We start from the raw sequence: 12,395 nt of genomic DNA, 5'->3' as shown, positions 1-12,395 counted from the left end.
GCCGGGTGATGATGGGTGCCATGCCGACCGGAAAGCAACCCGCAGCTCCGTTCACCCCGCGCGACTTCCAGCTCGTCCTGCTGCGCCGCATGGCCGACCACAATCCCGGCCCGGTGGAGGACGCCCGCCGCGAGCTGGGTGCGTCGGCCGCTCAGCTGCGCGAGGCCAACCGGCGCTGGCAGGCGATGCTCCGCTCACCCCGGTCCCGCTCGGCCGCCGCCCGCTACCGCTCCGTCCTGGGCGAACCGGAGTCGGTGGCGCCGCGCCGGATCGGCGACCTGGAGTGCGAGGCCCGGCAGTGGGCGCTGCCCCTGTGGCCCACGCTGCGTTTCGAGGTGCTCGTCGCGGACAAGGGCGTCGTCTGGAACGAGTGGCTGGTGCGCGCCCCCGGCGCCAAGGGACCCGAGCTGCGCACCCTGGACGACCTCACGCCCTGGTCGTGCACGGTGGACGAGGCGGCCCGCGCCTTCGCCCCCGCCCGGCCACTCCAGGGCTCGGCCCCGACCCGGTGGGGGCTGGCCTTCACCGCCCCGGACCGGGACGGCGTACGGCACGAGGTGGTCGCGGAGTTCACCTGGGGCCTGCTCCAGCGCACGGCGGTCGGCGCATAGCGAAGGCCCCGGTCAGCGTTCGTCCTCCGGGTCCCAGTCCAGCAGCCGGACCTTGGCGACCGTACGGACGTGGCGGCGCATCGCGGTCGCGGCCTGCCGGGGCTGCCGGGCGGCCACGGCGTCCAGGATCGCCTGGTGCTGGGCCAGGGAGCGGCCGGGGCGGCCGGGCTGGCGCAGCGACTCGGTGCGGCTCTCGGCGATCTGGTGGGCGATGGAGCGCATGAACTCGGCGAGCAGGCTGCTGTGCGCCGCCGCCGTCACCGCCGCATGGAACAGCCGGTCCCCCTCGACACCGTGCCCGCCCCCGTCGATCTCCTCGGCCATCACGTCCAGCGCGGCCCGCATCGCGGCGAGGTCGTCCTCCGTGCGGCGCTCGGCGGCCAGTTCGGCGAGCTTGGTCTCCAGCGCCTCGCGGGCCTCCAGGACGTCCGGGAGGCGCCGGCGGCGTTCGACCATCGCCTCGACCGGTTCGACGTCGAGGCTGTCGCGGACCAGATAGGTCCCGCCGCCGTGCCGTGCCTCCACCAGGCCCTGGACCTCCAGGACCACGATCGCCTGCTTCACCGAGGCGCGGCTGACGCCGAGGCGCTGGGCGAGGTCCCGTTCGGGCGGAAGCCGGTCGCCGGCCCGCAGGCCGCCGTCCGTGACGTACTGGCGCAGCCGCTCCAGCACCTGTTCGTACAGGCGCTGCTTGGTCATGGGCCGCAGGGCGTCGGTCATGAGATCCCCCTCCCGACGGGAGCGTAGCACCGGGCGGGGAGGTGGCCCGGTGGCCGAGTGGCTGGACCAATTATTGCGCGACCCCTTGACGGGACCCCGGGCCGGGCCCACGCTGACCAGCCAACCGCAGCACTCCAAGTGGCTCAGCCACTCGACCACTCATACAGACAGTCAGGTCAGCACTCGGGAGCCCCCGCATGTCCCCCGAACTCATCTCGATCCTCGTCCTCGTCGTGGTGTTCGTCATCGCCACCACCCGCTCCGTCAACATGGGCGCGCTCGCCTTCGCCGCCGCGTTCGGGGTGGGCACGCTCGTCGCCGACCTCGACGCGGACGGCATCTTCGCCGGTTTCCCCGGCGACCTGTTCGTCGTCCTCGTGGGCGTCACCTACCTGTTCGCCATCGCCCGGGCCAACGGCACCACCGACTGGCTGGTGCACGCGGCCGTCCGGCTGGTGCGGGGGCGGGTCGCGCTGATCCCGTGGGTGATGTTCGCGCTCACCGGCGCGCTCACGGCGATCGGGGCGGTCAGTCCGGCCGCGGTCGCGATCGTCGCGCCGGTCGCCCTGAGCTTCGCCACCCGGTACTCGATCAGCCCGCTGCTCATGGGCACGATGGTGGTGCACGGCGCGCAGGCCGGCGGGTTCTCGCCGATCAGCATCTACGGCTCGATCGTCAACGGCATCGTGGAGCGCGAGAAGCTCCCCGGCAGCGAGATCGGCCTCTTCCTCGCCTCGCTGGTCGCCAACCTCCTCATCGCGGCCGTGCTGTTCGCGGTGCTCGGCGGGCGGAAGCTGTGGGCGCGCGGGGCGGTGGCACCGGAGGACGGCGGCGTCCCCGGGAAGGGCGCGGCAGCCGCCGGGACGGGCAGCGGCTCGGGGGCCGACACCGGCACGGGCGGCACGGGCACCGATACGGGCGGCGGGGGCACCGGCACCGGTACCGGCGGCACCGCCCCCGCCGCCGTGGCCGTCCGCCCCGAGCAGGAGACCGGCGGTGCCGAGGGCACCGGCATCCGGCTCAACCCCGCCCGGATCGCCACCCTCGCCGCTCTGGTGGCCCTGGTCGTGGCCGTCCTCGGCTTCGACCTGGACGCGGGTCTGACCGCGGTCACCCTCGCCGTCGTACTGAGCACCGCCTGGCCGGACGACAGCCGCCGCGCCGTCGGCGAGATCGCCTGGTCCACGGTGCTGCTGATCTGCGGTGTCCTCACCTACGTCGGCGTACTGGAGGAGATGGGCACCATCACCTGGGCCGGTGAGGGCGTCGGCGGCATCGGCGTCCCGCTGCTGGCCGCCGTACTGCTCTGCTACATCGGCGCCGTCGTCTCGGCCTTCGCCTCCTCCGTGGGCATCATGGGCGCGCTGATCCCGCTGGCGGTGCCGTTCCTCGCGCAGGGCGAGATCGGGGCGGTCGGCATGGTGGCGGCGCTCGCGGTGTCGGCGACGGTGGTGGACGTCAGCCCGTTCTCGACCAACGGCGCGCTGGTCCTGGCCGCGGCCCCGGACGTGGACCGCGACCGCTTCTTCCGGCAACTGATGATCTACGGCGGGATCGTGGTGGCCGCCGTGCCGGTGCTGGCCTGGCTGGTGCTGGTCGTGCCCGGATTCGGGTAGCCCCGCCTCGCGGATCCGGCGCGATCCGGCGCGATCCGCCGCGATCCGCCGCGATCCGCCGCGATCCGCCGCGATCCGGCAGCCTTGAACGACAGCACTCGGGCAGCACCCTTCGGGCGACCGCTCTCGGGCAACAGCTCTCGGGCAGCAGCCATCGGGCAACAGCTAAAGGAGTACGACGCGTGTCCTCTCTCTTCCCGGCCCTCTCCCCGGCCCCGACCGGCGCTCCGGCCGGCCGGCCCGCCCTGCGGTTCGGCGAGCGCTCCCTGACGTACGCGGAACTCGCCGCCGCGGCGGGCGCCACGGCCGGGAGGATCGGCGGCGCCGGCCGGGTCGCGGTGTGGGCCACCCCGGCGCTGGAGACCGCCGTCGCCGTGGTCGCGGCGCTGCTGGCCGGGGTCGCGGCCGTGCCGCTCAACCCGAAGTCGGGCGACAAGGAACTCGCGCACATCCTCACGGACAGCGCGCCCTCCCTGGTCCTGGCGCCCCCGGGCGCCGAACTCCCGCCCGCGCTCGGCACCCTGGAGCGCGTCGACGTCGACGCGGCGGCCCGCGGGGCCGTCCCCGAGGACCGCGCCGAGGAGGACGACCCCGCGCTCGTCGTCTACACCTCCGGCACCACCGGACCGCCCAAGGGCGCCGTCATCCCCCGGCGGGCGCTCGCGACGACCCTGGACGCGCTCGCCGACGCGTGGCAGTGGACCGGCGACGACGTGCTGGTGCAGGGGCTGCCGCTGTTCCACGTGCACGGGCTGGTCCTCGGCGTCCTCGGCCCGCTGCGCCGGGGCGGGTCCGTGCGGCACCTGGGCCGGTTCTCCACCGAGGGCGCGGCGCGGGAGCTGAACGACGGCGCGACCATGCTGTTCGGCGTGCCGACGATGTACCACCGGATCGCCGAGACGCTCCCCGGCGACCCGGAGCTGGCGAAGGCCCTCGCCGGGGCGAGGCTGCTGGTGTCGGGGTCGGCCGCGCTGCCGGTGCACGACCACGAGCGCATCGCCGCCGCTACCGGCCGCCGGGTGATCGAGCGGTACGGCATGACCGAGACGCTGATGAACACCAGTGTGCGGGCCGACGGCGAGCCGCGCGCCGGGACGGTGGGCGTGCCGCTGCCCGGCGTGGAACTGCGGCTGGTGGAGGAGGACGGCACGCCGATCGCGGAGCCGGACGGGGAGAGCGTCGGCGAGATCCAGGTGCGCGGCCCGAACCTGTTCACGGAGTACCTCAACCGCCCCGACGCCACCGCCGCCGCCTTCACCCCGGACGGCTTCTTCCGCACCGGCGACATGGCAGTGCGCGACCCCGACGGCTACGTCCGCATCGTCGGCCGCAAGGCCACCGACCTGATCAAGAGCGGCGGGTACAAGATCGGGGCCGGGGAGATCGAGAACGCGCTGCTCGAACACCCGGGGGTGCGGGAGGCCGCGGTCACCGGGGAGCCCGACCCGGACCTCGGGGAGCGCATCGTGGCCTGGATCGTCCCGGCCGACCCCGCCGCGCCGCCCGCCCTCGGCACGCTGGCCGACCACGTCGCCGGACGGCTCGCCCCGCACAAGCGGCCCCGCGTGGTGCGCTACCTCGACGCGCTGCCCCGCAACGACATGGGGAAGATCATGAAGCGGGCGCTGGACCATGACTGAGCGCCGCACCGCGCGGGAGTTCCTCACCCTGGTGACCGACGACTCCACCTTCGCCGAACTCCCCCACCAGGACGGCCCGTGGACGCCCGACGGCCCCCTCGGCTGGCCCGGCTACGACGCCTCGCGGGCCCGCGCCGCCGAGCGCACCGGCGAGGCGGAGTCCGTCGTCTGCGGCACCGGCCGCGTCGAGGGCACCCGGGCCGTGCTCGTCTCCTTCGAGTTCGGCTTCCTCGGCGGCTCGCTGGGTCACCGCACCGGCGACCGGCTGGCGGCGGCGTACACGTACGCCCGTGAACACCGGCTGCCGGTGGTGCCGTTGGTCGCGACCGGCGGCAGCCGGATGCAGGAGGGGATGCTCGCGCTGACCCAGCTCCAGCGGGTGGCCCGGCAGTCGGCGCTCACCCGGGCGGCCGGTCTGGCGCAGATCGCGGTGGTGCGGGACCCGGCGACCGGCGGCGGCTGGGCGACGCTGGGCGCGGGCGCCGACGTCGTCCTCGCCCTGCCCGGCGCGCAGGTCGGCTTCGCGGGCTCGCGGGTCCGGCCGCCGGACGCGGACCCGGCGGCGTACACGGCCGAGGCGCAGGTGGCGGCGGGCAGCGCGGACGCCGTCGTGCCGCCCGGGGAGCTGCGCGCCACGCTGGGGCGGTGGCTGCGGCTGCTGACGGCGCCGTCCGGGGACCCGGCGCCGGTGCCGGAGCCGCTGGGCGACCGGGACCTGCCGGTCAGCGGCTGGGAGGCGGTGCGGCGGGCCCGCGCTCCCGGACGCCCGCGCGCCGGGGCGTACCTGGACGCCTACTTCACCGAGCGCGTCTCCCTGTCCGGCGACCGCTGCGGCGGCCGGGACCCGGAGGGCATGCTCTGCGGCTTCGGCGCGCACGCGGGGCGCACGGTCGCGTACGCCGCCCAGACGGGCACGGCGACCCGGCCGGCCGGGTACCGCACCGCCACCCGGCTGATCCGCCTCGCGGACCGGCTCGGCATCCCGGTGCTGACCCTGGTGGACACACCGGGCGCGGCCAACGACGCGGCGGCGGAGCGGGACGGGGCGGGTCCGGCGATCGCGGACCTGTTCGGCGCCGTCGCCTCGGTGCGCACCCCGGTCACCACGCTGGTGATCGGCGAGGGCGGTTCGGGCGGGGCGCTGGCCCTGGCGGCGCCCGGCAGCACCTGGGCGACGCCGGACAGCTACTTCTCCGTCATCGCGCCGGAGCACGCGTCGGCGATCCTGAAGCGCCCGCCGACGGAGGCGGAGGCGACGGCCGGTCAACTGCGGCTGCGACCGCAGGACTTGGCCGCGCTTGGCGTGATCCGAACAAGCGAGCAGGTGTTCCCTGGAACAGGTGATCGTCGCTCTGAGGAGCGCATGTGACTGAAGGGACCAACGATACTTACGGTGTGCAAGCAACGGGCTGCAGACCGTAGTTGAGGCACATGTCCCGAGTAGTCCCAGCGGGGCCCGGCGGGTCCCGCACCTGAACAGCGCAAGGAGCTGCACGATCATGAACCTTCTCACCGACATCCTCGCCGGCCTCGTCCACTTCGTCGGCTGGCTGGTCTGACGGTCCGAGAAACCGACGGCGCCGCCTCCCCGTCCCAGGGAGGCGGCGCCGTCCGCGTGCGTGCGAGCGTGCGTGCGTGCATGCGTGCGAGCGGCTGGGGCCTACCGCACGGCCACCGCCCGTACGATCTCCTGCGTGACCGAGCCGCCCCGGTCGTCGCGCGCCGAGGCCCGCAGCGAGACGTGCTCCGCGTCCCGCGGCACGCTCAGCGTCCCGTACCAGGACGCCTCCCCGCCGCCGTCACCGCCGCGCAGCCGGACCTGGTGCCAGCTCTTCCCGTCGTCGTACGACACGTCGAGCTTCCCGCCGCCGATCGTCCCGGTGTCCGGGGCGCCCGCCACGTACCCGGCGCCGAGCCCGATCCGCAGCTTCTTCCCGCCGCGCACCTTCCCCGCGAGGTCGGTGTCCACGTCGAAGGAGAGGTTGATCAGCGGCAGGTAGGTCCACCGGTCCTGCGGTGTGGCCGCCGACCGGAAGGTCCACTCCGCGTGGCCCTTCGTCGCCGTCGGCCAGCGGGCGGCGTCCAGCGCGGTGTCGGTGACGAGCCGGTACGTGTGCTCGTCGGCGGGCATGTCCCACGCGTAGGCGGTGGAACCCGTGCGCTCGTCGACCGGTTCGCCGTCCCGGTACACCGCCGTGGTCTGCGACATGCCGCTGCCCTCGCTCCACACGTCGCCGAAGCCGGTGTGGTCGGGTCCCGAGTCGCCCCAGCCGGGGGCGTTGAACTGGAGCTGGTTCCCGGCGCGCTGCTGTCCCCAGCCGAGCCCGGTGCCGAGGTAGGGGTGCCACACCGGCTTGAACCAGTTCAGCTCCGCGTGCGAGCCGCCCCGGTGGTCGGACAGTCCGCCGCGCTCCTCCAGTGCCCCGTCGGCGCTGGTCACGGTCTCGTGCCAGAGCTGGCCGGGTCCGGTGGACACGTACTCGGTGCGCTCGGCCGGGTAGTCGATCCGCTCCCGGAAACCGAGGCCGATCGGGAAGGTGCCGGTGATCGAGTACCGGAACTCGCCGCCGCTCGACGGCTTGTCGCCGTGGTACTTGGCGTGCAGCACGGCGAGGTCGCGGTGGCCCGGTTCGTAGGTGAGGTCCCGGTCGGGCACGGCGCCCTCGTGTCCTTCGGACAGGTCGTACACGTAGGGCGTGTTGCGGGTGCCGGTCATGTCGACCCGGCCGGCCCGCCGCAGCCGTTGCGCGTCGGCCGCGGAGACCGTGGCGATCTGGAGCGGCCGGTCGGCGTTGTCGTCGGTGCCCCAGTACGACATCAGCCGTCCGGGGGCGTCGTCGGTCACGAACAGCGCCTTGGCGCCGGCGTCCTGCGCGGCCCGGGCGAGCGCGGTCGGTTCGGTCCCCCCGGTAAGCCGGGCGAGGACCGCCTTGCCGCGCACGCCGTCCGGGAAGGGCCCGTCACCGACGTCACCGACGTCGACCAGGGGCAGCCGGGTGCGGCCCTCGAGGAGGGTGCCGCCGGACTGGACGGTGGCCTCGCCGATCCCCTTCACCTCGAGCAGCGGCTTGCCGAGCCGCCACACGGTCCGGTACTCGAAGCCGCCCTCGGTGACCTTCTCGGTGGGCGCGGCGAAGACGCTGTCGTACGTCAGCGGCACCTGGACGGCGCCGAACAGGTCGGAGCCGTTCGCGCTGCGGTCGTACTCCATGAGCAGCTGGCGGGTCTCGGTGCGCCTGCGGACGTCGGCGTCGACCTCGCGCAGCTCGCGGCCGTCCAGGGTGATCTCGCGGTCCCGGTCGACGACGACCTCGGGGGCGGCGAGGAAGCCCAGGCCGAGGGAGTCGGCGCCGTGACTGCCGCGTACGTCGAGGAAGGACGCCAGGCTGTACGTCCCGGGCTCGAGCCGCAGTTCCAGGGTGCCGGACTCCCCGACGTGGGCCGGGTAGGGGTCGACGCCCCCGGTGAGCCGCTGGACGGTCAGGTCGGCCGGGGTCGCGGCGCCGGAGCGGTCCTTGACGTGCACGGTGAGCGTGTACCGCTCGCCCTCCTTGACCAGCCCGAACGCGGTGTGCGCGAGGGGCTTCCCGCTCGCGTCGGCCGCCACGACCTGCCCGCTCGTGTTGCCGACCGGCGCCTTGGACCCGTCCCCGGTGACCGTGGTCGAGGCGGTGCCGTGCGCGGGCACGGTGAGGGAGGTTTCGGCGAGGGTGGCGACTCCCTCGGGGGCGCCCCGCACCGACAGCTTCAGCTCGACGTCCGCGTCGGAGGAGTTAGTGTAGGCGACGGTCCTGGTGACCGGCTCGTTGGCGTCGTACGGCCAGGAGTAGAAGCCGAGGTCGGCACTGCCGGTGGCGGTGACGCCGGCGTCGACCGCGTCGGGCACGCTGACCCGGCCCGCGCCCAACTGGTAGACGGAGGCGTCCAGTTCCTTCGAGGTGGACATCAGCGCGTCCTTGAGCCGCGCGCCGGTCCAGTCCGGATGCTCCTCGGCGAGCAGGGCGGCGGCCCCGGCTATGTGCGGCGTCGCCATCGACGTACCGTCCATGCTGGTGTAGTCGCCGCTGCCCTCGGCCAGCCGGGAGCGGGCGGCGAGGATGCCGACGCCCGGGGCCGACAGGTCGGGCTTGAGCGCGTTGTCCCCGTACCGGGGTCCGGCGCTGGTGAACCAGGCGGCCTGGTCGGCGGAGTCGACGGCGCCCACGGTGAGGGCGGCGTCGGCCGCGCCGGGCGAGCCCACGGAGGACGGGGTTCCGGTGTTCCCGGCCGCGATCACGAACAGGGCGCCGGTCTCGCGGGACAGGGTGTTGACGGCCTCGGCCATCGGGTCGGTGCCGTCGCTGGGTTCGGTGGAGCCGAGGCTCATGGAGACGATGTCGGCGTCCACGTCCCGTGCGGCCCACTCCATGCCCGCGATGATCTCCGACTCGCTGCCGAAGCCCTCGTCGTCGAGGACCTTGCCGACGGCGAGCGTGGCGCCGGGCGCGACGCCCTTCTCCTTGCCGTCGGAGGCCGCGCCGCTGCCGCCCACGGTGGAGGTGACGTGCGTGCCGTGGCCGTGCCGGTCGGCGACCTCCTCACCGGGGATGAAGCTCTTGCTCTGCGCGATCCGGCCCGCGAGGTCGGGGTGCCCGGCGTCCACGCCGCTGTCCAGCACGGCCACGGTGACGCCCTTGCCGGTCAGCCCGGCCTCCCAGGCCTGCGGCGTGCCGATCTGCGCGTTGGACTCGGCCATGTCCGCGGTGACCCGTCCGTCGAGCCACACACCGTCGACACCGGCGCCGCCACGGGTGAATTCCCGCCAGAATTCCCGTCCCTTGTCGGCCTCGACGGCGGCCCCGCGCACGCTGGGCAGCGACCGGGTCCGCTCGGCGCCCCGCGGGGTGGCGGCCCGCGCGCCCTTGCCGTAGGTCACGATCAGCGGCAGCGCGCCGGTCTCGCCGTCGGCGAGCCCCTGCTTCAGCAACTCCCCCACGTCGAAGAGCCGTTGGTCGAGGCTGCCGTCGCGCAGGTACGGCAGGGCCTCGTCCGGCACGACGGTGGTCCGGCCGCCGGAGCTGCTGGTGCGCACGGCGCCGGTGGCGCCCTCGGGCCGCTCGACGGTGACGGTCTTCCGGCCGCCGCCGAGGTCGGTGACGGTCACCCGGTCGCCGGTGACGAGGGTGACGGTGCGGGCCGCGTCGGCCGCACCGGCCGTACGGGCGGCCGCCGTGCGGGCATGCGCCGGGTCCGGGGGCGGGTCCTGCGCCGCGGCCGCCGTCCCGGCCGGCAGCAGCGCGATCACGAGCCCCGCCGACAGGAGGGCCGCCCCACGTCTGACTGGTCCTGTGCTCATCCACGTCTCTCTTCGTGTCGTCCTAGAGTGCTGTGACGAGTGCTGTGAGCAGTCTCAGGGGGCTTGTGGGACACAGGAGTTGACCGGGGGCGGCGGTTAGTCGCCTTGGCGGGTTTCCGCCAGCGGCCGAACGGACCGGTGGCCGGGGACGGGACACGGCCGAGTACCGTCCGTCACAATGGTGCTGCGCACGGACACGTACGGCACACGGGGAGCGAGCGACGTCATGGACGAGTTGGTCGAGTTCACGACCGAGGACGGCGTGCGGGTGGTCGTCGAGGGCGTCGAGGACGAGGACGGCGCGCGGCTGGTCTCGCGCGGCGACGGCCCGGCCCGCGCGGCCCGCACCTTCGAGGACTCCCTGGACGGGGTGCGCGCGGCGGCCGCGTCCGCGCTGCGGGTCTTCCGGGACGGCTCGCTCAGACCCGACGCCGTGGAGCTGGAGTTCGGGGTCAAGCTGAGCGCGGAGGCCGGCGCGGTCATCGCGAAGGGCTCGGCGGAGGGCCATCTGGTGGTGCGGCTGAGCTGGTCGCCCGAGCCGTCCCCGACGCGTCCCGAACCGCGGCCGCCCCTCGCGCGCCCCGAACCGCAGCCGTCCCCGGCGCGTCCCCAGGCCCCGGACGCCGCCGCGCTGTCATGAGCGGTGCCGCGTGGCACGCCCGCGTCGAGTGCGGCAAGGAGGTGGGCGCCGGATTCCTGGTCTCCGCCCGCCGGTTGCTCACCTGTGCCCATGTCGTCCGGTGGGCCGACCGCGCGCCGGTGACGGTGACCTTCCCGGGGCACCGCGAGCTGGGCGAGCTGTCCGGCACGGTCGCCGTGCACGGCGGCTGGCGGGACGGCGCCGCCGACCTCGGCGACCTGGCCGTACTGGAACTGGACCGGGACGTGCCGCTCGCCCCGGCCGTCTTCGCCCGGCCCGGCACCGAGCGGACCGCGCCCGTGCCCGAGCTGATCGCCTACGGCTTCCCCAAGGGGTACGACGAGGGCATGCTCGCCTCCTACCGGGCCCTGCCGGGGCCGCTCATCTCCGGCGAATGGGTCCAGTTGGAGGCGCTCACGGCGCACGGGCAGCCGCTGGCCGCCGGGTTCAGCGGCGCGGCGCTGGCGCTGGCCGACGGCACGGTCGTCGGCATGGTCTCGGCCGTCGCCGGCGCCCGGGACGTGCGCGTCGGCCGGATGCTGCCCGTCGAGGTGATGGCGCGCTACTGGCCGGAGCTGGGCGAGCTGGTCCCCACCCCCGGGCACCGGGCGGACGCCCGCAGGCGGCTGTACGCGCTGGTGCGCCGGGCCGAGGAGAGCGGCCCGGACTGCGACCCGAGCCGGCTGTACCTCTCCGCCATGGACGACTTCGACCCGCCGCTGCCGCAGGGCGGTTTCGCCTCCCTGCGGGAGGCCGCCGCATACGTGCAGTGGGAGGTGCCGGACCCGGCGGCCGTGGCCCGGTTCGCCGACCGGCTGGCACAGCGGCTGGACGCCCCGCCGCCGCGCCCCGCGAGCTGGTCCCCGATCGTCGTGGAGATCGACCGCAGCGGTGCCGGTGCCGACCAGGTCACCGTGGAGGTCTCCGCCTACCGGGACGGGCAGCGCCGCCCGGTGGGCTCGCGCCGGCTGGCCCGCGGCGCGGTGCGCTCCTTCGTCCAGGAACGCATCGACGAGGCGTTCACCCAGCTCGATCCCGGCGCCGACGAGCTGCTCGCCTTCGTGCTGCCGCGCGAGTGGCTGAACGAGCCGGTGGCGCACTGGGAGTGCGGCGCGGACGACTCCACGCCGCTGGGCTGCGCCTACCCGCTCGTGGTGACCGACCGGTACCGCCACCGCAGCGGACGCCTGCGCCACCAGCTGCGGAAGAAGTGGCACCGGCTCGGATCCGGTCCGGGCGGCAGGCTGCACCGCGTGGACTGCGACACCCGGGAGCGGCCGGCCGGACTGCGCAAGCGCCTGCGCGACGAGGCGGAACTGGCCGGTTTCGCCACCCCGCCCTCGGCCGTGCCGGAGTACTTCGAGGTCGGCCTCAACCTCCCGGTCCCCGTGCTGCTGTGGCCGCGCCGGGACTGCCCCGGCGACGAGGGACCCGACGGCCGCTGCGCCGGCACGGCATTCCTCGACCGGCTGGCGGAGTCCGTGGCGGGCGTGCCACCGGCCGAACTCCCGCGCCTGGTCATGGAGTTGCGGGAGACGGCGGACGCGTCGGACGACCCGGAGGAGCACTGGGCACGCGACGTCCAGCTCCTGTGGGACGACCCCCGCTGCTTCGCCGAACCGTCCGCCCTGCTCCACTCCCCGGTCGGCTGACCGCCCGCCCCGCCCCCACACCGACCCCGATGCCGCACCCCGACCGCGACGAACCGCCCGCCGGACCGAACGACCGGCCGACCGCCGGACCCGACGACCTGCCGACCGCCGGACCCAATGACCTGCCGACCGCCGGACCGCATGACCCACCGACCGCCGGACCGACCGCCCGACCGGCCCC

At 75.0% G+C, this 12,395-nt stretch carries 8 protein-coding genes; 6 read left to right on the top strand and 2 right to left on the bottom strand.

The window, feature by feature from the left end:
* Positions 1-8 precede the first annotated feature (8 nt).
* Entirely contained in the window at positions 9-611 is a 603-nt protein-coding gene (locus B9W62_RS26585; RefSeq protein ID WP_087809517.1) for a hypothetical protein, read from the top strand.
* Positions 612-623: 12 nt separating this feature from the next.
* Here the strand turns inward: B9W62_RS26585 and B9W62_RS26580 are convergent, their stop codons facing one another.
* Positions 624-1,331 (bottom strand): FadR/GntR family transcriptional regulator, encoded by a 708-nt coding sequence (locus B9W62_RS26580; protein ID WP_087809516.1) that lies wholly within the window; start codon positions 1,329-1,331, stop codon positions 624-626.
* Positions 1,332-1,528: 197 nt separating this feature from the next.
* Here B9W62_RS26580 and B9W62_RS26575 point away from each other — a divergent pair, with 197 nt between their 5' ends.
* The 3 genes from B9W62_RS26575 (at position 1,529) to B9W62_RS26565 (ending at position 5,956) form a co-directional block, all read left to right on the top strand.
* Positions 1,529-2,947: an SLC13 family permease gene (locus B9W62_RS26575; RefSeq protein ID WP_087809515.1), complete on the top strand. Its 1,419-nt coding sequence runs from the start codon at positions 1,529-1,531 to the stop codon at positions 2,945-2,947.
* A 182-nt stretch (positions 2,948-3,129) separates the two neighbouring features.
* A complete protein-coding gene (locus B9W62_RS26570; protein ID WP_087809514.1) occupies positions 3,130-4,587 on the top strand; it encodes an acyl-CoA synthetase in 1,458 nt (485 codons plus the stop codon).
* On the top strand, positions 4,580-5,956 hold the full coding sequence (locus B9W62_RS26565) for a carboxyl transferase domain-containing protein (RefSeq protein ID WP_087809513.1): 1,377 nt from the start codon (positions 4,580-4,582) through the stop codon (positions 5,954-5,956). The genes B9W62_RS26570 and B9W62_RS26565 overlap by 8 nt, the downstream gene beginning before the upstream one ends.
* A gap of 291 nt (positions 5,957-6,247) precedes the next feature.
* Here B9W62_RS26565 and B9W62_RS26560 read toward each other — a convergent pair whose 3' ends face one another.
* A complete protein-coding gene (locus B9W62_RS26560; RefSeq protein ID WP_087809512.1) occupies positions 6,248-9,922 on the bottom strand; it encodes a S8 family serine peptidase in 3,675 nt (1,224 codons plus the stop codon).
* 226 nt (positions 9,923-10,148) lie between these two features.
* Here B9W62_RS26560 and B9W62_RS26555 point away from each other — a divergent pair, with 226 nt between their 5' ends.
* Both B9W62_RS26555 and B9W62_RS26550 read left to right on the top strand, forming a co-directional pair.
* Complete coding sequence (locus tag B9W62_RS26555; protein WP_306426474.1) at positions 10,149-10,562, top strand: CU044_2847 family protein; 414 nt, start codon at positions 10,149-10,151, stop codon at positions 10,560-10,562.
* On the top strand, positions 10,559-12,214 hold the full coding sequence (locus B9W62_RS26550; protein WP_087809510.1) for a VMAP-C domain-containing protein: 1,656 nt from the start codon (positions 10,559-10,561) through the stop codon (positions 12,212-12,214). Before B9W62_RS26555 ends, B9W62_RS26550 begins: the two co-directional genes overlap by 4 nt.
* Positions 12,215-12,395: the final 181 nt, after the last annotated feature.

Origin of the sequence: Streptomyces sp. CS113 (assembly GCF_002188365.1) — a bacterium.
In the GTDB taxonomy this organism is placed as follows: Bacteria; Actinomycetota; Actinomycetes; order Streptomycetales; family Streptomycetaceae; genus Streptomyces; species Streptomyces tendae.
The sequence above is the reverse complement of the archived record's forward strand: the minus strand, read 5'-3'. Positions and strand labels throughout refer to the sequence as shown.